Origin of the sequence: Citrobacter sp. Cf088, assembly GCF_030334295.1 — a bacterium.
Classification (GTDB): Bacteria; Pseudomonadota; Gammaproteobacteria; order Enterobacterales; family Enterobacteriaceae; genus Citrobacter; species Citrobacter freundii.
Map to the genome: position 1 here is coordinate 274239 of NZ_JAOWEE010000057.1, position 23867 is coordinate 298105.

A 23867-nucleotide genomic window follows, 5' to 3' on the forward strand; every position below is an offset into this window, starting at 1 on the left:
CCCTTAATCCAGCCGACGTTTGGTTTTAAGCCACGTCAGGCCAATAAACATCACCGCCGAAGCGATTAAAAACAGCACGTTAATAATCAGCACCACCGGAATATTTCCCGCCAGAAACAGGCTTTGCAGGGTACTGACGAAATAACGCGCCGGAATAATGTAGGTTACCGCCCGGATAATCGCGGGCATGCTGTCTATCTGGAAGATAAAACCTGACAGCATAATCGAGGGCAGGAAAGCGGCGTTCAGCGCGACCTGCGCGGCGTTAAACTGGTTGCGGGTGATGGTGGAAATAAGCAACCCCATGCCAAGCGTACTGAGCAGAAACAGGCTGGTAATGAAAAACAGGATTAGCAACGAGCCGCGATAGGGCACGCCAAGAATAAATACCGACACCAGCATACACAGCAGCATCGCCAGCATGCCGAGGAAATAATAGGGGATCAGTTTACACAGCAGTAATTCGACGCGGGTAACTTCGGTAGAAAGCAGTGCCTCCATGGTTCCGCGTTCCCATTCGCGCGCCACCACTAATGAGGTGAGGATCGCGCCAATCACCGTCATGATGATGGTTACCGCCCCGGGAATAATAAAGTGCTGGCTGATGGCCGCCGGGTTAAACCAGTAGCGTGTTTGCACGTCGATCAAAGGCTCGAACGATTCCCCACGATCTTCCGCCCGCTGTTGCTGCCAAATCTGCCAGATGCCTTCGACATAACCCTGCACAAAGTTGGCGGTATTGGGTTCGCTGCCATCGGTGATCACCTGGATCGGTGCCACATCATTAGGTCGCGCCATCTGCTGGGCAAAATCCACAGGGATCACCACCAGCCCGCGAATGCGCCCAGCCTGCATTTTCTCAATCAATTCCTGACGGTTATCGCTGATAGTGGCGTCAATATACGGCGAGCCGGTCATGGTATGGGTAAAATCCAGCGCCTCCTCGCTTTGCTGTTCGAGCAAAATCCCGACCCGCAGCTTGCTGGAGTCGAGGTTTATCCCGTAGCCGAAGATAAACAGCAGCAGCAGCGGGATCACCACCGCAATCAGCCAACTGCTGGGGTCGCGAACGATCTGGCGGGTTTCTTTCACGCACAGCGCACGTACGCGACGCCAGGAGAGAGCGGAGTTACTCATGCGTATGCTCCTTATCCCAGTCATTGATTAGCGTAATGAACGCCTGCTCCATGGTCGGGTCCGGAGTGTCGCTGTCGGCAGCCTGAGCTTTCAGGTCGTCCGGTGTTCCGCTGGCAATCAGTTTGCCGCGATACACCAACCCGATGCGATCGCAGTATTCCGCCTCGTCCATAAAGTGGGTGGTCACCATCACCGTGACGCCTTTTTCCACCATGCTGTTGATATGCAACCAGAACTCACGACGGGTGAGGGGATCGACCCCGGAAGTGGGTTCATCAAGGAACAGAATGTCGGGTTCATGCATCAGCGAGCAGGCCAGCGCCAGACGCTGCTTAAACCCTAGCGGCAGTTCGTCGGTGGCGTGGGAAGCGATACTCTTCAGGCCAAATGCCTCGCTCATTCGATCGATTTTCTCCTTCTGCGCCCGACCACGCAGGCCGTAGACGCCGGAGAAAAAACGCAGATTTTGTTCAACCGTCAGGTTACCGTACAGGGAGAATTTCTGCGCCATATAGCCCAGATGCTGACGCGCTTTGCCGGAGCTGACTTTCAGGTCCATATCCAGCACCAGCGCTTTACCGGAGGTGGGGACCAGCAGGCCGCACATCATTTTAAAGGTGGTAGATTTGCCGGCACCGTTGGGTCCTAACAGACCAAAAATCTCGCCGCGCTGTACGGAAAAGTCTACGTGGTCGGTCGCGGCAAAATCGCCAAACTTCTTGGTCAGCGCTTTGGCTTCGATCACCGTTTCGCCAGGCGTACCTTCTACGGTATGCAGGATAGCGCCCAGCGGGGATTCCGATGTTCCGGCTCCGCCGAGTAAATCGATAAAGGCATCTTCGAAGCGGGGTGCAGTTTCATTGATGGTTATCTGCGGCATGCCGTCAGCGTTTTGGATCTGCTGAGCAGTCGCCTCTTTTTTCAGGATTAAACGGACGGATTTCCCCTGAATCATTCCGTCGCTGACCAGCGGTAGTTTTAACGCGCGTTGCAGCAGTCGGCGGTTATTTTCCTGCGGACTGCTCATCAGGAAGCTGCGACCAGCCATGGTTTGCGTAAGCTGAGTAGGATCGCCCTGGTATAACAATTCGCCTTCGTTCATCAGCAGCACATCACGGCATTGCTCTGCTTCATCCAGATACGACGTACTCCAGAGGATCAGCATGCCGTCTCCGGCCAGTTCGTGGACCATTTGCCACAGTTCGCGACGGGAAATTGGGTCGACACCCACACCTGGCTCATCCAGCAGCAACACTTTGGGTTCGCCGACCAGCGTACAGGCTAGCCCGAGCTTCTGCTTCATGCCGCCGGAAAGTTTGCCGGCCAGTCGTCCGGTAAATGGCCCCAGCGAGGTAAACTCCAGTAGTCGGGCAAAGGTTTTTTCTCGCGCCTCACCGGTGACGCTACGCAAATCGGCATAGAGATTGAGGTTCTCCATGACGGTCAAATCTTCATACAGACCAAATTTCTGCGGCATATAGCCCAGCACCGCGTGCAGCGCGCTGTCGTCTTTGATGGGGTCAAAACCAATTACCGCAGCACTTCCGGCATCAGGTTTTAATAATCCCGCCAGCATGCGCATCAACGTGGTTTTGCCTGCGCCGTCCGGCCCGACAAGCCCGGTCACGTAGCCCGCATGCACGATACAGTCGAGCGGGGCGACGGCCGGTTTTTCCATTCCAGCAAAGTTTTTCGTCAGCCCTTTAAGCGTAATGACGGCGTCATTCATGCCGTGCCTCATCGCCAAATTTTATCGTTACCGGCATTCCCTGACGTAGCGCATCGTCCGCGTCGGTTACGACAATTCGCAGGCGATACACCAGATCGGTGCGCAGATCAGGAGTCTCGACCGTTTTCGGCGTAAATTCGGCGGTTGGTGACACAAAGCCGATTTTGCCGTGATACGGTTTGTCCGGGCGACCGTCGGTATAGAGCAGGATCTCACGTCCCGGCTGCGCCTGGCTCAGATTGCGTTCGTCTACGTAGGCGCGAACCCAGACCGGACGCGTGAGCGACAGCGTCAGTACCGTGCTCCCTTCGTTCAGCATGCTGCCGGGTTCAACCGCGCGGGTGAGAAGCGTGCCGTCAGATGGCGAGGTCAGCGTGGTATCATGCAAATTAAGCTCTGCCTGTGCCAGTTCGGCCTGAGCCTGTTCGAGCGTAGCTTTTGCCTGCTCGATGTCCTGCACACGATTACCGCTGCGATATTGCGTGAGTTTATCCTGCGCGGATTTCAGTGAAGCTAACGCCTGATCGCGAGATGAACGCGCGTTTTCCAGATCGTTGGCAGAAATGGTACGGCTTTTCCACAATCCTACCTGCCGATTGTAAAAATTCTGCGCGTAATCATAGGCGGCCTGCGCCTGTTTGACTGCCGCCGCGGTTTGCGCGATCTCTTCTTCGCGATACCCTGCCAGCATCAGATCGTATTGCGCCTGGGCGGCGGCAACGTTGGCTTTTGCCTGCATCAATGCGTTTTCATACGGTGCGCGGTCCAGTTCGCCCAGCACCTGACCGGCGGTAATCGCATCGCCTTCATCAACCGCCAGCGAGGCCAGTCTGCCGCCGACGCGAAAACTCAGGTTGACGCTACGGATATCGACATTGCCGTATAGCGTCAGGCTGTTATCTTGCCGACTCTGATACCACCACGTTCCACCGGCAATCACGGCAACGAGGGCCGCGATAACCAGCCCGAGAACGACAGGTTTTTTCATGACTCCAGACTCCTTTGCGTTAAACCTTGCAGAATAAGATCGATGTGACAGGTGATCGTTTGGTCAATCAGCGCGGTTTTATCCTCATCAAATTGTGACCAGCCCGTACGCAACAGAATGGTTTCTTTCCCCAGACGAAAAGCCAGCACCTCGCCGAGTATGGCGTGGGTATGCAGAATCATTTGGGTATCGTTGGCATCGCCGCTGGTATAGGCGGCAATCAGGCGCGTCAGGTGTGTATGCAGCGGATTGATAACCTGGTCGTGCACCAGTTGATAAGCCGCAGTGGGGGAAAGCTGTTCACGCGAGATAAATTTGCTCAGGTTAACGGTGTCGTCCTGGGTTAACAGCATGATCATATTTTTGCAGGCGCGCAGGATCAGTTCACGCATCGCGCCACGATCCGGTTCTGGCTGAGCGAATAAACGCTCGGCCTCTTCAGCGTGCGGACGAAACTGTGAGCCGATAAAATCTGCAATCCACTGGGCGCAGGCGAGATATAAATCCTCTTTTGAGCCAAAATAGTAGGTGATAGCCGCAATGTTTTGCCCGGCCTGTGCAGCGATATCGCGCGTCGTGGCGTGCAGACCATACTCGCCGAATTGCGCCAATGCAGCGGCAATGAGCTGGTTCTTCGCCTGTTCACCTTTGGTTGTCATGGTGGGTGTATTCATGGCACGACTCTGATCTTAATCAATCGATTGATTAAGATTATGACTGATGCGCAGCCTTGTCCAGTCCGGACGGTTATTTTCCAGTAAAGGGATAATTTATGCGGCACATCACAAAAACTGCTACACTCCGCCCCTTCATGACATTGTGGTTTTTGTCATCTCTATTGTATGTATCTCCCTGAAAACGACACCGGTAACGGTCAGGGCGGTTCGGAGTTGTTATGTCTTTTGATTCCCTTGGTTTAAACCCTGAAATTTTACGTGCCGTTGCCGAGCAGGGTTACCGTGAACCTACCCCTATTCAGCAGCAGGCTATTCCTGCCGTGCTGGAAGGCCGCGATCTGATGGCCAGCGCCCAGACCGGTACGGGGAAAACGGCAGGTTTTACCCTGCCGCTGTTGCAGCACCTGATTACCAATCAGCCGCATGGTAAAAGCCGTCGTCCGGTTCGTGCGCTGATCCTCACGCCAACCCGTGAACTGGCGGCCCAGATTGGCGAAAACGTCCGTGATTACAGTAAGTATCTGAATATTCGCTCGCTGGTGGTCTTCGGCGGCGTCAGCATTAACCCGCAGATGATGAAACTGCGTGGCGGTGTGGATGTACTGATTGCCACCCCGGGTCGTTTGCTCGATCTGGAGCATCAGAATGCGGTAAAACTGGATCAGGTGGAGATCCTGGTACTGGATGAAGCTGACCGCATGCTGGATATGGGCTTTATTCACGATATTCGTCGCGTTCTGGCAAAACTGCCGGCAAAACGTCAGAACCTGCTGTTCTCGGCAACGTTCTCTGATGACATTAAGTCGCTGGCCGAAAAACTGCTGCATAACCCGCTGGAAATCGAAGTGGCGCGTCGTAATACCGCGTCCGAGCAGGTAACTCAGCACGTTCATTTCGTCGATAAAAAACGTAAACGCGAACTGTTGTCACAGATGATTGGTCAGGGCAACTGGCAGCAGGTGCTGGTGTTTACCCGTACCAAACATGGCGCGAACCATCTGGCAGAACAGCTGAATAAAGACGGCATCCGCAGTGCGGCAATCCACGGTAATAAATCTCAGGGGGCGCGTACACGTGCGCTGGCTGATTTTAAATCCGGTGATATTCGCGTGCTGGTAGCGACCGATATTGCCGCGCGTGGTCTGGACATTGAAGAGTTACCGCACGTGGTGAACTACGAGCTGCCAAACGTCCCAGAAGATTATGTGCACCGTATTGGTCGTACCGGGCGTGCCGCCGCTACTGGCGAAGCGTTGTCTCTGGTGTGCGTCGATGAACACAAGCTGCTGCGTGACATCGAGAAGCTGCTGAAAAAAGAGATCCCGCGTATAGCGACGCCAGGCTACGAGCCAGATCCGTCCATTAAAGCTGAGCCGATCCAGAACGGTCGTCAGCAGCGTGGCGGCGGCGGTGGTCGCGGGCAGGGCGGAGCAGGGCGTGGCCAGCAGCCGCGTCGTCAGGATGGCGGTGCGCCAAAAGCGAAGCCGCGTAGTGGCGAAGGCAAACCGGCAGGTGATAAACCTCGTCCACCGCGCCGTCCGCGCAAACCGTCCACAGCGCAGTAATTGCGAGCCCGGCCGAAAGGTCGGGCTTTTCTTTTTGCGACACGGGATAGAAAGTGCCACAATAGTGGCTGTTTATACAGTATTTCAGGTTTTCTCATGGCACTTACGGCTGCGTTAAAAGCGCAAATCGCCGCCTGGTATAAGGCGCTTCAGGAACAGATCCCCGACTTTATCCCCCGTGCGCCGCAGCGGCAGATGATTGCTGACGTCGCGAAAACGCTGGCAGGTGAAGAAGGGCGGCATCTGGCGATTGAAGCGCCGACCGGGGTGGGGAAAACTCTGTCGTATCTGATTCCCGGTATTGCCATTGCGCGTGAAGAGCAAAAAACGCTGGTGGTCAGCACCGCCAACGTCGCTTTGCAGGATCAGATCTACAGCAAAGATTTACCGCTGCTGCGCAAAATTATCCCCGACCTGCGTTTTACCGCCGCGTTTGGTCGCGGACGCTATGTCTGCCCGCGTAACTTAGCGGCGCTGGCCAGTACTGAACCCAATCAGCAGGATCTGCTGGCTTTTCTCGACGATGACCTGACGCCCAACAACCAGGAAGAACAAAAGCGCTGCGCCAGGTTAAAAGGCGATCTCGACAGCTACAAGTGGGACGGGCTGCGCGATCACACCGATATCGCCATTGACGACGGACTCTGGCAGCGTCTGAGCACCGATAAAGCTAGCTGTCTGAATCGCAACTGTCACTATTATCGTGAATGCCCTTTTTTTGTCGCCCGCCGGGAGATTCAGGAAGCTGAAGTGGTGGTGGCTAATCATGCACTGGTGATGGCGGCGATGGAAAGCGAAGCCGTTTTGCCGGAGCCGAAAAACCTGTTGCTGGTACTTGATGAAGGCCACCATTTGCCGGATGTCGCGCGCGATGCGCTGGAGATGAGCGCGGAAATCAGCGCCCCCTGGTACCGGCTCCAGCTGGATCTGTTTTGCAAATTAGTGGCGACCTGTCTTGAACAGTTTCGCCCGAAAACCACGCCGCCGCTGGCGAATGCCGAGCGTCTGAACGGTCACTGTGAAGAGCTGTATGAACTGATTTCATCGCTCAATAACATTCTTAATCTGTATATGCCTGCTACTCAGGAGGCGGAACACCGCTTTGCGATGGGCGAACTGCCTGCAGAAGTGATGGAGATTTGTCAGCGTCTGGCAAAGCTTACGGAAATGCTACGCGGGCTGGCGGAACTGTTCCTCAACGATCTCAGCGAAAAAACCGGCACTCACGATATTGTGCGTCTGCATCGGGTTATTTTGCAGATGAACCGGGCGCTGGGCATGTTTGAGGCGCAAAGCAAACTGTGGCGGCTGGCATCGCTCGCGCAGTCGTCAGGCGCGCCGGTGAGTAAATGGGCGACGCGCGAGGTGCGTGACGGGCAGATCCACGTCTGGTTCCACTGCGTGGGGATCCGTGTGAGCGATCAGCTCGAACGACTGCTGTGGCGTAGCGTCCCGCATATTATTGTCACTTCCGCAACGCTGCGCTCGCTCAACAGCTTCTCGCGTTTGCAGGAGATGAGTGGTCTGAAGGAAAAAGCAGGAGATCGGTTTGTTGCGCTGGATTCACCGTTTAATCACGTTGAACAGGGCAAAATCGTCATTCCGCAGATGCGCTACGAACCGTTAATTGATAACGAAGAGCAGCATATCGCGGAAATGGCCGCCTATTTTCGCGAACAGCTGGAAAGTAAAAAGCATCAAGGGATGCTGGTACTCTTTGCCAGCGGTCGGGCGATGCAGCGTTTTCTTGAGCATGTTACCGATCTGCGCCTGCTGTTGTTGGTGCAGGGCGATCAGCCGCGCTATCGTCTGGTAGAGTTGCACCGCAAACGGGTGACCAACGGCGAGCGCAGCGTGCTGGTTGGGCTGCAATCTTTTGCTGAAGGTCTGGACTTGAAAGGCGACCTGCTGACCCAGGTGCATATTCACAAAATTGCTTTTCCACCGATCGACAGCCCGGTGGTGATCACCGAGGGCGAGTGGTTGAAAAGCCTGAACCGCTACCCCTTCGAGGTGCAGAGCCTGCCCGCGGCGTCGTTCAATTTGATCCAGCAGGTTGGGCGACTCATCCGTAGCCATGGCTGCTGGGGAGAAGTGGTTATTTATGACAAACGTTTATTGACCAAAAACTATGGCAAGCGTTTACTGAACGCGTTACCCATATTTCCGATAGAGCAACCTGCTGTGCCAGACGTTATAGTAAAACCAAAAGAAAAAGCGAAACCCACGCGCCGCCGTCGGCGTTAACGATGCGAGCAACAGGCAAGGAGTTATCGATGGATTACCGCAAAATCATTAAAGAGATTGGGCGAGGAAAAAATCACGCGCGTGACCTGGACAAGGATACTGCTCGCGGACTGTATACCCATATGATGAACGGCGACGTACCTGACCTTGAGATGGGCGGGGTGCTGATTGCGCTACGTATTAAAGGCGAAGGCGAAGCGGAGATGCTGGGCTTTTACGAAGCGATGCAAAACCACACCATTCGCCTGACTCCGCCGGTTGCCAAACCCATGCCGATTGTCATTCCCAGCTACAATGGTGCACGCAAGCAGGCGAATTTGACGCCGCTGCTGGCGATTTTACTGCATAAGCTCGGTTTCCCGGTAGTCGTGCACGGTGTCAGTGAGGATCCAACCCGCGTGCTGACAGAAACCATTTTTGAACTGATGGGGATTACGCCAACGCTGCATGCTGGGCAGGCGCAGGCAAAGCTGGATGGTCATCAGCCGGTGTTTATTCCGGTGAGCGCGTTGTGCCCTCCGCTGGAGAAACAGCTGGCGATGCGCTGGCGCATGGGCGTGCGTAACAGTGCGCACACACTGGCTAAATTAGCCACGCCGTTTGCTGAAGATGCGGCGCTGCGTCTTTCCAGCGTGTCCCACCCGGAATACGTCTCGCGTGTGGCGAAGTTCTTCGGCGATATCGGTGGGCGCGGCCTGTTGATGCATGGTACCGAGGGCGAAGTGTATGCCAACCCGCAGCGCTGCCCGCAGATAAGCCTGATAGATTCATCCGGCGTGCGAGTGTTACAGGACCGACAGAGCGAGATGCCTGACGAGCCAGTACCGCTGCCGGTGGCAAAAGATCCGGAAACCACCGCGCGCTGGATTGAGCGTTGTCTGGCTGGCAGTGAGCCGGTCCCGGCATCGTTGAAAATTCAGATGGCCTGCTGCCTGGTGGCAACCGGTGAATCCGCCTCGCTTGCCGAAGGACTTGCTCGCGTCGAGCAAAGCTTCTGATTCATTTGTTATCCCGACGGGCCTTTTACCTGGTCTGTCGGTTTTCTCTTTTCGGCAACGTGAAATTTCTGCACGTTTATTGACCTCCTGAGCGCCGTGGCGCAGCATAGTTTGTTGAAAAATAAGAAACACAACAAACACGCGACACAACAGGAGATAACAATGAACAGTGGACATCGCTTCCATGTGCCAACGCTGCACGCCTTTATCCAGGCCGTTTTTCATCAGATGGGAAGCAATGATCAGGAGGCGCGGCTGGTGGCCGATCATCTGATAGCCTCTAACCTCGCCGGTCACGACTCCCACGGCATCGGTATGATCCCAAGCTATATTCGTTCATTCTCGCTGGGGCATCTACAAATCAACCGTCATGCCAAAGTGGTAAAAGATGCAGGGGCGGTGATTACGCTTGATGGCGATTGTGCCTTTGGTCAGGTGGCGGCTCACGAAGCCATCACGCTGGGGATTGAAAAAGCTCGCCAGCACGGTATCGCCGCCGTGGCATTACATAATTCGCATCATATCGGACGTATTGGCTACTGGGCGGAGCAATGTGCGGCGGCAGGTTTTGTCTCAGTGCATTTTGTGAGCGTGGTCGGGATCCCGATGGTTGCACCGTTTCATGGCCGCGATAGTCGTTTTGGCACTAACCCTTTCTGCGTTGTTTTTCCGCGTAAAAATACCTTCCCGCTATTGCTGGACTATGCAACCAGCGCCATCGCGTTTGGTAAAACCCGTGTGGCATGGCATAAGGGCGAGCCGGTAGCTCCTGGATGTCTGATTGATGTGGCGGGGGTGCCTACAACGGATCCTGCGGTAATGCAGGTTTCTCCGCTGGGGTCGTTGCTCACCTTTGCCCAGCACAAAGGTTATGCGCTGGCGGCGATGTGCGAAATTATGGGTGGCGCGCTTTCAGGGGGTAAAACCACACATGAAGAGAGCCTGCAGACCAGCCCGGACGCCATCATCAACTGTATGACCACTATTATTATGAATCCGGAACTGTTCGGCGCGCCGGACTGCGACAACCAGGTCGCAGCATTTGCTGAGTGGGTGAAAGCGTCCCCGCATGCTGAAGATGCCCCGATCCTGTTGCCAGGTGAGTGGGAAGTGAATACTCGCGAGGAACGGCTGGAACACGGTATTCCGCTGGATGCCGGAAGCTGGCAGGCGATTTGCGAGGCGGCGCTGCAAATAGGCATGCCGGACGCCGTGTTGCAGGAATTCCGTCAACGACTTGAACACTAAGCAAAAAAAAGCCCGTCCAGTGGCGGACGGGCAAACAAAGGGTAACAAACAGGGTCAATGAGGGTTGGAGCATTGGGTCGTACAGGTAATCTTTCGGTTATTTATAGATAACCGCGGTGCCGCTCATTTTGTCTTTACCGACAGCGGAAGTGATGCTGTAACCAGTTGCGCCAGCAGCAGCCGCTTTCTCAGCCAGTTTGGCTTCCAGGCCATCCAGTGTGGTGGCACCATCAGCAGAAACTACACCAATTTTATTCATGCTTTGTGCCTGAGTGGAGGAAACCGGCTCGGCAGCGAAAACGCCAAATGACAGGGTAGACAGGGCGATGGCAGCAACAGCAAATTTGATATTTTTCATGATTAATCTCTCGAAGGGTTGTTCTGTTAGTAGTCAGTGTTCTTTAAGAAGACGTTGTTCCGTCGATGTGATAAGTATCACGTTTTTTTTGGTGAGAGAAAATCGAATAGAATTGACGACATCAATCAAAAAAATTGAATGACAAATAACTTATTGAATATTAATAAATTCAGACGAGGGATTTACAGTTCTTGTCATTGCGCTTTACAGAGAAACCAACAACGGCACATTTTGCCACACAGAGTGCGAAAAAGCGTGCTCGTAAAGGAAATCGTATGCGCTGAAACTTTTGGTAAAGATGAGTCAACGTAGCTGGCTGTCTTTCGAACCTCTGCGATTATATCCTGAAAATGCCGCGCTATGTGAATCTTTATCCTGTTGGCAAGTGATGCACAAGCGTACCCCTGGCACGGCCTCACGTCTGGCCTGAGGGATAGGATTGCCACATTCTTCGCATTCATACAGACTTTCCCCGGTCGGTAACTCACCGCGGGCGCGGGCAACAGCATCTTCAATAGTATTGTTGATCTGTTCGTTAACTGCGTCGTCATTTGCCCATCCGGATGCCATGTGTACCTCCTGCTGCTGATGTCTACAGACTAAGTATAGCGAAGGTGATGGCTGAAAAACGACCATGCGCCAGCAGTATCAGATTTCAGACCATTCGCGCAGCAGGTTATGGTAGAGATTGAGTAATGACAGGATTTCGTTGCTCTCCCCATGACGAGCCTTCAGGGATTGAATGTTTTTATCCAGTTCAAAAAGCATGGCGCGATTTTTGTCGTCACGGATCATCGACTGGATCCACATAAAGGATGCCACACGAACGCCATGGGTTACTGGCGTTACGCAGTGTAGGCTGCTGGAAGGGTAAAGCACCAGATCGCCTGCCGGAAGCTTCACCGCATGCTGGCCGTAGGTATCATTGACCAGCAGTTCTCCTCCTTCATAATCATCCGGGTTACTCAGGAATAAGGTTGCGGAAAGGTCTGTGCGCATCCAGCCGTTTTCCGGATGGCTACGCACCGCACCGTCAACGTGAAAACCATAGGTCTCGTTGTCCTGGTAGCGATTAAACAGCGGTGTGGAGAGCGTTTTCGGTAGTGCTGCGGCGAAGAAAAGCGCGCTGTTATTTACCGCAGTCTGTACCGCCTGTTGTAAAACGCCGTAGCGTTCACTTTGCGTATTTACCTGCTGGTTGTTTTTAACCTGCGCCCCCTGAGCGCCGGTGGTTGCGCGGCCATCAACCCAGTCGGCTGCGTCCAGTTGCTCGCGAAACCAGGCTACATCCTGCGCCGACAGAACGCCGGGAATGTGGTACATCATCAGTGTTTCTCCTGAAAGTGGGGCTTTCGCCCCACGCGATGGATCAGAAATGCATATTGGCTGTGAGCAGGAAAGTTCTTGGCTCGCCTGGATGATAACGGTATCCACTCTTGTTTATGGAGGATACATAATCGGTGTCGAACAGGTTATAGACGTTTAGCTGGAAATCGAGATTGCGATTCACGCGATAGCCCAGTTTGGCGTCGGCGACCCAGTAACCTTCAGTGTAGGATGGCGTACCCACGGCGCCGTCCGAACCGCGATGCATACTGCCCACGTAGCGAGCGCCTGCGCCAACGGAAACATCGTCAGTTGCCTGATACTGGCTCCACAGCGTGAACGCATGTTCCGGCGTATAGGGCAGGGAAGAAGAACCATCCTGAGCAACGTTTTTGCCGCTGTGGATGGTGGCGCGTTGCTGGGTGTAACCCCCAATAACCTGCCATGCGGGGGTGATGTTGCCTGCTACTGAGAGCTCGTAGCCTTCAACGCGTTTCTCCCCGTACTGGGAATAGGTACCGTCGTCGTTCTGCTCAACTTCATTCTCAATATCCGTGCGGAAAATTGCGGCGGTTAGCAGCAGGCGCTTATCCAGCACCTCCCATTTGGTGCCAATCTCGCTAGTTTTCGCTTTCTGCGGTTTGAAGTCGGTACGGTTTGCGCTGTTACCGCTTCCGCCCTGAGCAAGGGCAAAGTTGCTGCCGCCCGGCGGTTGCTGAGAAACGGCATAGTTAATGTAGACATTGCCGTTATCGGTCAGGTGATACAGCGCGCCCGCTTTCCAGTTCACCAGATTGCCTGATTTGGCAGTATCCACAGTGGTGACCGGGGAACCTTTGGCGACGCCTGTCGGACATGCCACTGCACCACGGCCAGAAGCGCCGCAAGCGGTGGCGCTGTCATATTCAGTGCGGTAATTGTCGAGGCGAATACCACCGTTCAGCTCGAACTCGCGGGTAATTTGTAGCGTATCAAAAGCGTATACGCCAAAGGTATCGGTTTGCCCGTTAGCGTTGGCGCCGTTACGCGATAATCCGCCGATATTCACGTCGCTGTTGGGATGATAAATATTAACCGGCGGCGGGGTGATCGGGGCTACGCCATAGTTGGTTTGTGTTTCGCGCGTCAACTCCACGCCAGTGCTGATGTCGTGACCGATGGATCCCGTGTAAAATTTTGAGGTCAGGTTGGTCTGGTTGGTCAGGATTTTGTTACTGACATCTTTGGTATTTGCCAGGCGTGACCAGGTCCAGGTGTCGACGCTGCTGGTGGGTTGCGTAATATTAGACGCACCGCCCATCACCGCCGTCATCAGATAATCCTGTTTAATACGCGACCAGCGGGTGGTGTTGCGAATCGTGGTGCTGTCGCTCAGGTCATGTTCAAAACGCATCGTCGCGGTATCGGTCGTCGAATCGTCGTAATCCGAGTTGGTACCGTAGAAATTATGCGTATCCACTTTTCCTGAATGATTCAGTGCAGACGTCCCTGCGGAAGGCGCAGAATATCCCGGCAGACCGATGGTGGGAATACCCCCATCCGGCGTGTTGTGTTGAGTAACGTGCAGATAGTTCAGATACAGTCGGTTATCGGTGCCTAAGCCAAAAGCAAGTGAGGGGGCCACGCCGTAACGTTCATTCTTAATATTATCGCGACCGGCATCATGTGTTTTTTCACCCATCAGGTTTAAACGTGCGGCGGTGGTGTCGCCGATAACCTGGTTAATGTCCAGCGTACCACGGCGGAACCAGGCGCTACCGACGCTGGCCGACGCATCGATTCCTGAGTCGGTACGCGGCTGTTTGCTGATCATATTGATAGAGCCAGTCGGCGCGCTACGTCCATAGTCGGTACCGGAAGGACCTTTAATCACTTCGACCTGTTCGGTATTGAAGGTATCGCGCGTGACGCTGCCGATATCACGAACACCGTCGATATAAATACTGTTCGAAGTATCCGCGCCACGCATATAAACCGCATCACCGGTAGTGGAGTTGCCGTTTTCACCAGCGAAAAACGCGCCAACGCCCGGTACGTTTTTCAGCGCATCGGTCAAATTTGTTGCGCCTTGATCCTTAATCACCTGCTCAGAAATCACCGTCATGGTGCGGGTGGTATCCGCCACCGGGCGGGAGAATTTAGGGTCGGCAGACTGTGTTGGGGCGTACAGCGAAGGTTTGACCGCTTCAACGACCAACGTATCTTCTGGTTTTTTGTCCTGATCGCCTGCTGCGACAGCCTGGGCTACCGGGGACAGGCCAATGCACAGACCGGCAAAAAAAGTCAGTGAATGAAAACTACTGGACGGCAAGTTGCGATTTTTATCCATTTTAATTAATGACTTATTATTTTTTGAGTAGACGGTTTCACTCACGCGAAGGGACATCTCTGTGGATGTTGTACCCTGCAGGTCTCGCGAAAATGAATGTGTAATTGATAATGATTTTAATAATCATTTCTAATCAGTGCGACGTTTTAGCATTCATTAATTCAAAAATAAATACATTTATTTACATTGGATTCAAAATGCCAACACATTGATTACAAATTGAGCCGAAAATGAAGTGAACAGCGCGCAGAAAACTGCATTCGGGCGAATGCAGTTGGGAGAAGGTGGGGGGCTACTTATAGATAGTTGCGGTACCGTACATCTGGTTTTTACCGCCTGCAGAATTAACAACAAAGCCTTTTGCCCCTTGTTCTTTCGCTTTCTCTGCCAGCTTGTCTTCAAGGTCGCTCAGGTTAGAGGCGCCGGTAGCGGATACTGTGCCGGAAGCTTGTAGCTGACCGGTAGCTGGGCTGGTGTATGGCTGTGCAGCAAAGGAGGCAAATGTCATGCCGGTAAGTACGGTAGCGGCAAGTAATGTGAGGCATTTCTTCATGGTGATATCCTCTGAAAAACAACAGGTGTGCCTGATAAGTTTAGGTCGTCAGCGGATGACATTTACCGCAAAAAACTGGTGATGAACTGTCTGTTTTTCGAACAATCAGCAAAGCGTCAAACAGGCGTAAAAAATCAAATTTCCTTGTTGTGTGTGTTTACCGCGTGGCGTTATGCGGGTATCTTACGCCGCTGTTAAAAGGAGAATGCTATGTCCGCCCAGAAACCGGGATTACACCCACGCAACCGCCACAATGGCCGTTATGATCTTGCGACTTTATGCCAGGTTACCCCAGAGCTGACGCAATTTCTCACCCTCACGCCCGGCGGGGAGCAGAGTGTTGATTTCGCCAATCCGCAGGCCGTCAAGGCGCTCAATAAGGCGCTGTTGGCGCATTTTTATGCGGTGAAACACTGGGATATTCCAGACGGTTTTCTGTGCCCGCCGGTTCCTGGTCGCGCTGACTACATTCACCACCTGGCCGACCTGTTGGGGGAAACCAGCGGAACCATTCCGGCAAATGCGAGCATCCTGGACATAGGCGTAGGGGCAAACTGTATTTATCCGCTGATCGGCGTGCATGAATACGGCTGGCGATTCACGGGCAGTGAGAGCAGTAGCGAAGCGTTTAACAGCGCTCAGGCGATCATAAACGGCAATCCGGGGTTAACCCGTGCTATTCGTCTGCGTCGTCAGAAAGATGCTTCGGCAATCTTCAACGGTATCATTCACAAAAATGAGCAGTATGAAGCCACATTGTGTAACCCGCCATTCCATGATTCTGCGGCCTCAGCCCGCGCAGGAAGCGAGCGTAAACGTCGTAATCTGGGGCAAGATAAAGATGATGCGCTGAACTTTGGCGGACAACAGCAGGAGCTGTGGTGTGAAGGCGGCGAAGTAGCGTTCATCAAAAAAATGATCGTCGAAAGCCAGGCTTTTGGCCGTCAGGTTATGTGGTTTACCACGCTGGTTTCGCGCGGCGAGAACTTGCCTCCGCTGTACCACGCATTAACGGATGCGGGCGCGGTGAAAGTGGTCAAGAAAGAGATGGCCCAGGGGCAAAAGCAGAGTCGCTTTATTGCCTGGACCTTTATGGATAACGATCAGCGTCGTCGTTTTATGGCGCGTAAACGCTAAAGCGTTGGCTCGGTAGGCGGCAGCGGTTCGCTTGCCGCAGACGTTGGGCCATTCCCTGGTGCAGGCAACACTTGATACGTCTGTACCGGGGCGCGTATGTTGGCCAGATCGAAGTATTTCTTCACCTGGCTGTCGAGCGCAAAACGTACCGTCCACTGCTTCAGCGGCAAGGTGGTAAACGAGACCCGTAGTGTGAATGCCGTATTGGTTAATCCTACAATCCCGGCAAACGACGGCTCGCCGATAATCAGCCCGCGAATATCATCTTTTTCCATCACCGCAGCAACCGCATCTTTCAACGCCTGATTCGCTTTATCCGCATCCTCATGGCGGTCTACGTCGTAATTGGCGACGACCGATCCAATTCCCCGCACAAAGTTGGCGAAGGTCGTTATCGATGACCAGGGAATAATATGGTACGCCCCGGTGTCCTGACGCACGCCCACAGAACGGATGGACATCCGTTCAACCGTACCGGTGAGTGGGCCAATGGTCACCAGGTCGCCGGTGTTCATGCCATTTTCAAACTGAATAAAAATCCCGGTAATAATATCTTTTACCAGCGTTTGCGAGCCGAAAGAGATAGCCAGCCCCAGCGCCCCGGCCCCGGCCAGTAAGGGGGCTATATTGACGCCGATTTCCGACAACACAATCATGATGGTGATCGTGCTGATGATCACCGCCAGTGCGTTACGAAACAGTGTCAGTAGGGTGCGGGTACGAGCGCTGGGCAGCGGACGACCGTGGATATCGGAAGCCAGACGATTTTCAATCAGGCTGGCGAGAATCGTCCAGCCGATGGCGGAGAAGAATAAAATCAGCGCGATACGGATCAGGATATCCACTGTTTTTTCTCCTGCGCCGTAATGCAGCCAGTTCCAGAAGTCGAACAGTCCCCAGGCATTCAGTAGCAGCATCACCGCAACGCACACCGTCAGGATCCTGGCTACGCTTAACGCTGTCGACAGCCAGCCATTCAGCCGCTTTTGCAGTTCCGGATAGTTGCGCTGGGTGTGTGGCGAAAGGGTAATAGTTTTGGCAATCCAGCGGGAAAACATGCCGGAAACAAAGGCGGCAATTCCAATGATTACCAGACTGCGCAGCGTAGCGCCCATCATGAATTTCAGGCTGTTGCCCGGATCAAACAGCGAAAAGAAAAACAACACAATGAAATAGGCGCTGGCCAGCCAATGCCATACCAACGCAAAAGCACGAATAAACAGACTGAAAAAAGCGAGGGATCTTTCCGCCAGATTCAGCAAATGCTGCGTTATCTCTTTCTTGTTTCTGAAAATCAGGTACAGCGCCCATAGCGTGATACACAACATGATGATGACGTTGGCCATCGCGCCGACCTGCACATTGACCTGATTCGAAATAATGGGCACGGCAACGATAAGCCCATAGCCAATCAGGCTGCTCAATGAACTCAAACGGCGATTCCAGTAGCGTGCGCCAGCATCCTGAATGTTAAACGGGCGCAGCTCGGCCACCGTTGGGCAAAATATCAGGCGCAAAATGGCCTTGAAGAATTCAATCAGGGCGAAGGCATTGAGAAACAGGCTTTGCTGAAAGGCGATCGTGCGACTGCCAGCGTTCATTTTGTCGCTCAGTATCTGCCCGACAAATAATGTCAGCGCCAGCAGAAGCAAATCAATAATGAATGCGCCAACGATCATCGCCGGAAGCTGAAGCCAGTTGCTGCGTTCGCGGTTTTTGCGTCGTGCCCATTGTCCCATTTTGCGATACAGCGGCAGCGCGCACAGGCGAATCAGCCAGAAAAAACCGAACACTGACACCGCCAGCATTAAAAAATGCGTCAGAGCATTGGTGAACGTTTGCGGATTAAAGGTCTTATGCGGGGCATCGGTAATATTGCGATAAAGCTGGGCAAAGCGGCTGGAGAGCGCCTCACCGTAGTGGCGGGTGACGTCCGTGACGTTTTCCAGTACCGTTTTTTCTTCCGTTAACGTGGGCGGGACAATGGTAGGCACCGGCTCGGCAGGAGGGGCAGTGGCCACTTTGCGCAACTGACCGATCAGCTCCTTCCGCGAGGCGTCATTTTCCAACACATCGGCCAGTGCACCGTAAGCCGCTTTTTTCTGTTCAATATCCGGCTCTTTCGCCGCTGTGGTTTGCGCGTTGGTTGATGTTGGCGTGGTGACGCCAGGAATTGTCACCGCCTGGGTCGGAAGACTCAACAGACAAACAATGATGAACAGGATCCCGCGCATGACTCCTCCCATGAGAAAATAAATACAAAAGGATAAGTATAGATGTCAGGGCGGGAGAGAATTGAAATGAGAGGATTCTGGTGAAAAACCTCCCTTCGGGCGAAGGGAGGCAGAGCTATCAGGAAACGTGCTGCAAGAATTCCTGTAAGCGTTGGCTGGGCGGATTTTCAATCAGGGCCTGCGGATTACCGTCTTCGGCAATACGACCCTTATCAATGAAAATCAGGCGTGAAGCCACTTTTTCGGCAAAACCGATTTCGTGGGTCACAATCACCATGGTCATCCCTTCTTCCGCCAGATCCTGCATAACTTTCAGAACTTCGTGGCGCAGTTCTGGATCCAGCGCTGAGGTTGGCTCATCAAATAGCATCATTTTCGGCTTCACCGCCAGCGCACGGGCGATAGCCACACGCTGTTGTTGACCGCCGGACAGCTCAGAAGGGTAGTGATGGGCGCGCTCGGCCAGACCCACTTTCGCCAGCAGTTCTTTCGCCAGTTTCTCGGCCTGTTCTTTATTCGCCCCGCGTACGCGCTGCGGCCCGAACATGACGTTTTCCAGCGCCGTCAGATGCGGGAACAGATAGAACTGCTGAAACACCATCCCGGCTTCCTGGCGGATTAACCGCTCGTCTACCTTCGGATCGTTCACTTTCAGACCGTCGACGATCAGATCGCCAGAGGTTATCTCTTCCAGTTTGTTAATGCAGCGTAGCAGGGTAGATTTACCGGATCCTGACGGCCCGATAATCACCACTACTTCACCCTGTTGAATGTTCAGGTCAATATTGTGCAGCACCTGGGTTGGACCAAAGTGCTTAGAAACGTTTTTAAATTCAATCACAGGATTTTCATCCTTCTTTCCAGACGACGCAGAATGAAGCTCAGCACCAGCGTAATGATCAGATAGAACACCGCAACGGCGCTCCAGATTTCCAGTGCGCGGAAGTTACCGGCAATGATTTCCTGGCCCTGACGGGTCAGTTCAGCGACGCCAATGACAATAAACAGCGAGGTATCTTTAATGCTGATGATCCACTGGTTGCCCAGCGGCGGCAGCATACGACGCAGCGCGAGAGGCAAAATAACGTGGCGAATAGTCTCTGTGCGTGAAAGTCCAAGGGCCAGTCCGGCTTCGCTGAATCCTTTATGGATTGAGAGCACCGCACCGCGGGTGATTTCCGCAATATAGGCACCGGAGTTGATCATGATGGTGACAACGGCGGCGCTAAAGGGGTCAATGCGTAAATCGTTAAATGCCATTGGTAGAGCGAAGTAAATAAACATTACCTGCACAACGATTGGCGTACCGCGAATGACTTCGATAAACACCAGCGCTACGTGGTTGGCGATCCAACCGCCGAAAGTGCGCGCAAACCCTGCTGCAAGTCCGATTATCAGACCGCCAGCCAGACCGAGGACCGAGATCCACAGGGTCATTTTGGCGCCTTCAATCAAAAGCGGGATGGCGGGCCAGATGGCACTCCAGTCAAACTGCATATGTCGTTCCTGTTACCGTGGTGTAAATATTCAAATGCCCGTTTTGCCGGATGTGCTGTGCTTATCCGGCTTACAGGTCTCAAAAATCCAGGCGTAGGCCCGGTAAGCATCACGCCACCGGGCAACGCTACCGGTTATTATTTAGGTTCAGTACCGAACCATTTTTTGTAGATTTCGTTGTAAGTACCGTTCTCTTTCAGCGTTTTCAGCGCGCCGTTCACTTTCTCACGCAGGTCGTCGCTGCCTTTCGGGAAGGCGATGCCGTACTGCTGGGCTTCCAGTGATTCGCCTACAGCTTTGAACTGACCATTGCCAGCTGTTTTGATGAAGTAAAGAATGTTTGGTGTGTCGTGCAGCACGGCGTCTGCGCGGTTGGTGCCCAGTTCCATATACGCGTTATCGATGTTCGGGAACTGACGCAGGTCTTTAGTTTTGATATTCGCTTTTGCGTAATCAACGGAACCGGTGCCGCTCTTCACTGCGACAACTTTACCATCCAGATCTTTCACGCTTTTCACGTCGTTGTTATTCGCTTTCACCATCACTAACAGACCGCTTTTGTAGTAGCCGTCAGAGAAGTCGATCGCTTTTTTACGCTCATCGGTGATGGTGATACCCGCCAGTGCCAGGTCGATATTTTTGGTTTGCAGAGCCGGGATGATGCCGCTGAAATCCATTGGTTTCAGTTCATAATCCAGCTTCAGTTCTTTGGCGACAGCAGCCCAAAGATCCACATCAAATCCAACGTATTTGTCACCCTGTTTGAATTCGAACGGTACAAACGCGGTGTCAGTTGCGACAACCAGTTTCTTATCTGCGGCATGGGAGGACACCGCAAAAGCCAGGGTAAGTGCAGCCAGTGAAACTTTTAATACAGACTTCATAGGATTTCCTTTTATATCCACGGGGCGATCCCCTGCGAGAACATATGGCTTAATGAAAGAATCGTGCCAATTTTGCAACTCATTGTTTTAACAAGAGGGTGTTTCGTTTCTCTGCACAATAAGTAGGGCAAAGCGAGTAATCTGCACTGTTTTGGGGCACTAATTTGGTGCGAACCAGCCACGGTGCAAACGGTATGACTATTTAGCGTAAAAATTGTTGATAAAACAATCTTTCGTTAACGATTGTGTGAGGTGATTATTACAAATAATTTACTTTGGAGTGACGAATGATCAATGTTATGCACCATAGATGTGCAAAACCCCCGCCGGAGCGAGGGTTATATAGGTAATTCTTATGTCTGCGGTTACTCAATGTTGGCTTCGATAAACCACAGGAATTTGTCGAGATCGCGAGAGGCTGCGGTAAAGATATCCGCGGTATCTTCGTCTTTTGCTTCGCTAATAGCCTTACGTACGCTGTTTGCAACTACGGCATAACGTTCGGCCAGCTCTTTTAAGTGGTCCTGTACGTTATGGATATCCAGCGGGTAACTTTTCAGAGGCGTTTTGCTATTAATAACCTGAGTTGTGCCCAGTGCCACACCGCCCAACTGTACGGCGCGTTCAGCCATCGTGTCGAGGTGATCGGTCAGGGCTGTACGGAAGCCATCCAGCATTTCATGTACCGCAATGAAGTTTGCGCCGCGCATGTTCCAGTGAGCCTGTTTGGTGATCAATGACAGGTCAATGAACTGGATTACTTGCTGATTCAGCAGTTCAACGGTCGCTTTCTTTTCGCTATCAGACACATCGTTGCGGGTATAAAGGAGGGCGGATGCTTTTGTTTTTACCAGTTTCGCGGTACTCATATTTTCATATCCTCTTGATATTTATGTCCCAACTCTTCAACGGAATTAAGTATAGCGCTAAATTTGGATTTTTTTTTCCGGTGTTGCCTATCACTTTAATAGCGAAGAAGGGGGAAGATATAAAATATCAAATAAAATCAATGCAATGAGTGTTGTGTTTCTTACGTGGTGTTATTTTTATGTTAATTTTTGAGATTGAATGAAATATGTGGATGAGAAAATTATATTTTTTAGAATTATTATCACGCAGATTTACAATTGGATATTCTGCATGATTATGCAAACCATGCAGAATATTACGTGGTTATTTCACGTCGACTTGTTTTATTTGTGGCTCTTTACGAATAGTGAGCGTAGAGCCCATTGATGCGACGATAATGGCACCCAGAGCGAGTGTCTGGATAAGCGTCAGCGTTTCACCGAGGAAGATCATTCCGGAAACCGCTGCCAGGGCAGGTTCCATACTCATCAATGTACCGAAAGTACGCGTCGGCAGGCGCGTCAATGCAATCATCTCCAGTGAATAGGGAAGTGCAGTAGAGAGGACTGCAATGGCCAGGCCTAACGGCAGAATGGACCAATGCCACAGGGCATCACCAGCCTGGATCGCGCCGATTGGCACAAATACCAGTGCTGCAATTAATGACCCTACTGCGACGGTTGCCGGACCGTGTTCCGCCCCGGCTCGCTGCCCGGTAAGAATATAGATGGCCCAGCAGGCACCAGCCCCCAGCGCTAGCGCAGCACCGGTTAAATCGACGTGAGAAACGTCCTGACCTAATGGCAGCAGGAACCACAGTCCGAGTACAGCCAGTGCAACCCAAATGAAATCCACCGGGCGCCGGGATGAAAACAGCGCTACCGCCAGCGGGCCGGTAAATTCCAGCGCCACGGCAATTCCCAGTGGCACGGTCTGGATTGACAGATAGAAGAGATAGTTCATCCCGCCCAGAGACAGGCCATAAAACAGAAGGGGCAGGCGCTGTTCTTTGGCGAATCGCAAACGCCAGGGCTTAAAGAAGGCGATAAGGATGAGGGTGCCCAACGCAAGGCGCAACGCGGTAACGCCCGGCGCGCCGACGAGCGGGAACAGCGATTTCGCCAGAGATGCTCCGCTTTGAATGGAGGACATAGCAATTAGCAAAACCAAAATAGGCAACCAGACTGGCGCTTTACGTGACGACCCCGGCATCCTTTCTCCTGTCAAATTATGTCAATAGAAGTAAAACAGCGAGTGTAATGGAAATACACACATGCGGTTGAGTATTCGTTGAAAAAAAAATTGCTCAGTTCCGTACAATGGCATGAAACTGATGGATTAATAATCTGCGTGATTAGGAATAATCTGGATGAATGTGCCATATTGTGCGCGCAATAATGGCATTTTACTTTAGAAAATTGATGTTAATTGAAAGAGATAGCGGATTTCTGAAATGTTCTGTTACATGAAAGACCCCGTTAGACATCGCTAATCGCAAAGAGTTTCCCATCAATTTTTGGTATATTTAAAACTTAAGATTTACTTGAAGCACATTTGAGGTGGTTATGAAAAAAATTGCATGTCTTTCAGCACTGGCCGCTGTTCTGGCTTTCTCCGCAGGTACTGCTGTAGCTGCTACTTCTACCGTTACCGGTGGTTACGCTCAGAGCGATGCTCAGGGCGCAGCGAACAAAATGAACGGTTTCAACCTGAAGTATCGCTACGAGCAGGACAACAACCCGCTGGGTGTTATCGGTTCCTTCACTTACACTGAAAAAGATCGTACCGATGCTTCTGGCGACTACAACAAAACCCAGTACTACGGCATCACTGCTGGTCCGGCTTACCGTCTGAACGACTGGGCAAGCATCTACGGTGTAGTGGGTGTTGGTTACGGTAAATTCCAGAACGCAGCATCCCCGGCTGACAACCACACCACCAGCGACTACGGTTTCTCTTACGGTGCTGGTCTGCAGTTCAACCCGATCGAAAACGTTGCTCTGGACTTCTCCTACGAGCAGAGCCGTATTCGTAGCGTTGACGTTGGCACCTGGATCGCTGGCGTGGGTTACCGCTTCTAATCACTTCGGTGATATGAAAAATCCGCCTCT

At 52.7% G+C, this 23867-nt stretch carries 21 protein-coding genes; 6 read left to right on the forward strand and 15 right to left on the reverse strand.

Annotation, left to right across the window (positions count from 1 at the left end):
* Positions 1-3 precede the first annotated feature (3 nt).
* Genes OGV71_RS22370 through cecR form a run of 4 tightly spaced genes read right to left on the reverse strand, consistent with a single transcriptional unit; the run spans position 4 to position 4528 of the window.
* Positions 4-1137 (reverse strand): ABC transporter permease, encoded by a 1134-nt coding sequence (locus tag OGV71_RS22370; protein ID WP_003035208.1) that lies wholly within the window; start codon positions 1135-1137, stop codon positions 4-6.
* Positions 1130-2866, reverse strand: a complete 1737-nt coding sequence (locus OGV71_RS22375) for an ATP-binding cassette domain-containing protein (RefSeq protein ID WP_003845404.1) — start codon at positions 2864-2866, stop codon at positions 1130-1132. Before OGV71_RS22375 ends, OGV71_RS22370 begins: the two co-directional genes overlap by 8 nt.
* Complete coding sequence (gene hlyD, locus OGV71_RS22380) at positions 2859-3854, reverse strand: secretion protein HlyD (RefSeq protein ID WP_071696426.1); 996 nt, start codon at positions 3852-3854, stop codon at positions 2859-2861. The genes OGV71_RS22375 and hlyD overlap by 8 nt, the downstream gene beginning before the upstream one ends.
* Complete coding sequence (cecR, locus tag OGV71_RS22385) at positions 3851-4528, reverse strand: transcriptional regulator CecR (RefSeq protein ID WP_204583843.1); 678 nt, start codon at positions 4526-4528, stop codon at positions 3851-3853. Before cecR ends, hlyD begins: the two co-directional genes overlap by 4 nt.
* A gap of 221 nt (positions 4529-4749) precedes the next feature.
* Between cecR and rhlE the strand changes: the two genes are divergently transcribed.
* The 4 genes from rhlE to OGV71_RS22405 all read left to right on the forward strand — a co-directional run bounded on the left by rhlE (position 4750) and on the right by OGV71_RS22405 (position 10589).
* Positions 4750-6096 (forward strand): ATP-dependent RNA helicase RhlE, encoded by a 1347-nt coding sequence (rhlE, locus tag OGV71_RS22390; RefSeq protein WP_086503862.1) that lies wholly within the window; start codon positions 4750-4752, stop codon positions 6094-6096.
* A gap of 96 nt (positions 6097-6192) precedes the next feature.
* The gene (gene dinG / locus OGV71_RS22395; protein WP_003035224.1) at positions 6193-8343 is read left to right on the forward strand and encodes an ATP-dependent DNA helicase DinG; all 2151 of its coding nucleotides are present in this window, start codon (positions 6193-6195) and stop codon (positions 8341-8343) included.
* 29 nt (positions 8344-8372) lie between these two features.
* Complete coding sequence (gene ybiB, locus OGV71_RS22400; RefSeq protein ID WP_003035227.1) at positions 8373-9341, forward strand: DNA-binding protein YbiB; 969 nt, start codon at positions 8373-8375, stop codon at positions 9339-9341.
* A gap of 162 nt (positions 9342-9503) precedes the next feature.
* Positions 9504-10589, forward strand: a complete 1086-nt coding sequence (locus tag OGV71_RS22405) for a malate/lactate/ureidoglycolate dehydrogenase (protein WP_057063405.1) — start codon at positions 9504-9506, stop codon at positions 10587-10589.
* Between the two features lie 97 nt (positions 10590-10686).
* Here the strand turns inward: OGV71_RS22405 and ybiJ are convergent, their stop codons facing one another.
* From ybiJ to mcbA, 5 genes are all read right to left on the reverse strand, one after another.
* Positions 10687-10947: a DUF1471 family protein YbiJ gene (gene ybiJ / locus OGV71_RS22410; protein WP_003035231.1), complete on the reverse strand. Its 261-nt coding sequence runs from the start codon at positions 10945-10947 to the stop codon at positions 10687-10689.
* Between the two features lie 303 nt (positions 10948-11250).
* A complete protein-coding gene (locus OGV71_RS22415) occupies positions 11251-11517 on the reverse strand; it encodes a DksA/TraR family C4-type zinc finger protein (RefSeq protein WP_003035233.1) in 267 nt (88 codons plus the stop codon).
* A 78-nt stretch (positions 11518-11595) separates the two neighbouring features.
* Entirely contained in the window at positions 11596-12273 is a 678-nt protein-coding gene (gene ybiX / locus OGV71_RS22420) for a PKHD-type hydroxylase YbiX (RefSeq protein WP_003035235.1), read from the reverse strand.
* A gap of 43 nt (positions 12274-12316) precedes the next feature.
* Positions 12317-14602, reverse strand: coding sequence for a catecholate siderophore receptor Fiu (locus tag OGV71_RS22425; RefSeq protein WP_204583841.1), 2286 nt, complete (start codon positions 14600-14602; stop codon positions 12317-12319).
* A 292-nt stretch (positions 14603-14894) separates the two neighbouring features.
* On the reverse strand, positions 14895-15155 hold the full coding sequence (gene mcbA, locus OGV71_RS22430; protein ID WP_003035239.1) for a DUF1471 family periplasmic protein McbA: 261 nt from the start codon (positions 15153-15155) through the stop codon (positions 14895-14897).
* Positions 15156-15365: 210 nt separating this feature from the next.
* Here mcbA and rlmF point away from each other — a divergent pair, with 210 nt between their 5' ends.
* Positions 15366-16292, forward strand: a complete 927-nt coding sequence (gene rlmF / locus OGV71_RS22435) for a 23S rRNA (adenine(1618)-N(6))-methyltransferase RlmF (RefSeq protein WP_048233309.1) — start codon at positions 15366-15368, stop codon at positions 16290-16292.
* On the opposite strand, the gene ybiO is transcribed toward rlmF, so the two are convergent.
* The 6 genes from ybiO to rhtA form a co-directional block, all read right to left on the reverse strand.
* Positions 16289-18526, reverse strand: coding sequence for a mechanosensitive channel protein (ybiO, locus tag OGV71_RS22440; protein ID WP_204583839.1), 2238 nt, complete (start codon positions 18524-18526; stop codon positions 16289-16291). The genes rlmF and ybiO overlap by 4 nt on opposite strands.
* Before the next feature lie 118 nt (positions 18527-18644).
* Positions 18645-19367, reverse strand: coding sequence for a glutamine ABC transporter ATP-binding protein GlnQ (gene glnQ, locus OGV71_RS22445; RefSeq protein ID WP_003035246.1), 723 nt, complete (start codon positions 19365-19367; stop codon positions 18645-18647).
* A complete protein-coding gene (gene glnP / locus OGV71_RS22450; protein ID WP_003035248.1) occupies positions 19364-20023 on the reverse strand; it encodes a glutamine ABC transporter permease GlnP in 660 nt (219 codons plus the stop codon). Before glnP ends, glnQ begins: the two co-directional genes overlap by 4 nt.
* A gap of 137 nt (positions 20024-20160) precedes the next feature.
* Positions 20161-20907: a glutamine ABC transporter substrate-binding protein GlnH gene (gene glnH, locus OGV71_RS22455; RefSeq protein WP_003035251.1), complete on the reverse strand. Its 747-nt coding sequence runs from the start codon at positions 20905-20907 to the stop codon at positions 20161-20163.
* Positions 20908-21272: 365 nt separating this feature from the next.
* The gene (gene dps, locus OGV71_RS22460; protein ID WP_032936399.1) at positions 21273-21776 is read right to left on the reverse strand and encodes a DNA starvation/stationary phase protection protein Dps; all 504 of its coding nucleotides are present in this window, start codon (positions 21774-21776) and stop codon (positions 21273-21275) included.
* Between the two features lie 304 nt (positions 21777-22080).
* The gene (gene rhtA, locus OGV71_RS22465) at positions 22081-22968 is read right to left on the reverse strand and encodes a threonine/homoserine exporter RhtA (protein WP_204583837.1); all 888 of its coding nucleotides are present in this window, start codon (positions 22966-22968) and stop codon (positions 22081-22083) included.
* Between the two features lie 353 nt (positions 22969-23321).
* Between rhtA and ompX the strand changes: the two genes are divergently transcribed.
* The gene (ompX, locus tag OGV71_RS22470) at positions 23322-23837 is read left to right on the forward strand and encodes an outer membrane protein OmpX (RefSeq protein WP_003035257.1); all 516 of its coding nucleotides are present in this window, start codon (positions 23322-23324) and stop codon (positions 23835-23837) included.
* Positions 23838-23867 lie beyond the last annotated feature (30 nt).

Coding starts and splice junctions, on each gene's coding strand:
- OGV71_RS22405 (WP_057063405.1), top strand. CDS start 9,504: ATGAACAGTGGACATCGCTTCCATGTGCCAACGCTGCACGCCTTTATC.
- glnH (WP_003035251.1), bottom strand. CDS start 20,907: ATGAAGTCTGTATTAAAAGTTTCACTGGCTGCACTTACCCTGGCTTTT.
- hlyD (WP_071696426.1), bottom strand. CDS start 3,854: ATGAAAAAACCTGTCGTTCTCGGGCTGGTTATCGCGGCCCTCGTTGCC.
- ybiO (WP_204583839.1), bottom strand. CDS start 18,526: ATGCGCGGGATCCTGTTCATCATTGTTTGTCTGTTGAGTCTTCCGACC.
- dinG (WP_003035224.1), top strand. CDS start 6,193: ATGGCACTTACGGCTGCGTTAAAAGCGCAAATCGCCGCCTGGTATAAG.
- ybiX (WP_003035235.1), bottom strand. CDS start 12,273: ATGATGTACCACATTCCCGGCGTTCTGTCGGCGCAGGATGTAGCCTGG.
- rhlE (WP_086503862.1), top strand. CDS start 4,750: ATGTCTTTTGATTCCCTTGGTTTAAACCCTGAAATTTTACGTGCCGTT.
- OGV71_RS22375 (WP_003845404.1), bottom strand. CDS start 2,866: ATGAATGACGCCGTCATTACGCTTAAAGGGCTGACGAAAAACTTTGCT.
- cecR (WP_204583843.1), bottom strand. CDS start 4,528: ATGAATACACCCACCATGACAACCAAAGGTGAACAGGCGAAGAACCAG.
- rlmF (WP_048233309.1), top strand. CDS start 15,366: ATGTCCGCCCAGAAACCGGGATTACACCCACGCAACCGCCACAATGGC.
- glnP (WP_003035248.1), bottom strand. CDS start 20,023: ATGCAGTTTGACTGGAGTGCCATCTGGCCCGCCATCCCGCTTTTGATT.
- OGV71_RS22415 (WP_003035233.1), bottom strand. CDS start 11,517: ATGGCATCCGGATGGGCAAATGACGACGCAGTTAACGAACAGATCAAC.
- ompX (WP_003035257.1), top strand. CDS start 23,322: ATGAAAAAAATTGCATGTCTTTCAGCACTGGCCGCTGTTCTGGCTTTC.
- ybiB (WP_003035227.1), top strand. CDS start 8,373: ATGGATTACCGCAAAATCATTAAAGAGATTGGGCGAGGAAAAAATCAC.
- ybiJ (WP_003035231.1), bottom strand. CDS start 10,947: ATGAAAAATATCAAATTTGCTGTTGCTGCCATCGCCCTGTCTACCCTG.
- mcbA (WP_003035239.1), bottom strand. CDS start 15,155: ATGAAGAAATGCCTCACATTACTTGCCGCTACCGTACTTACCGGCATG.
- OGV71_RS22425 (WP_204583841.1), bottom strand. CDS start 14,602: ATGGATAAAAATCGCAACTTGCCGTCCAGTAGTTTTCATTCACTGACT.
- OGV71_RS22370 (WP_003035208.1), bottom strand. CDS start 1,137: ATGAGTAACTCCGCTCTCTCCTGGCGTCGCGTACGTGCGCTGTGCGTG.
- rhtA (WP_204583837.1), bottom strand. CDS start 22,968: ATGCCGGGGTCGTCACGTAAAGCGCCAGTCTGGTTGCCTATTTTGGTT.
- dps (WP_032936399.1), bottom strand. CDS start 21,776: ATGAGTACCGCGAAACTGGTAAAAACAAAAGCATCCGCCCTCCTTTAT.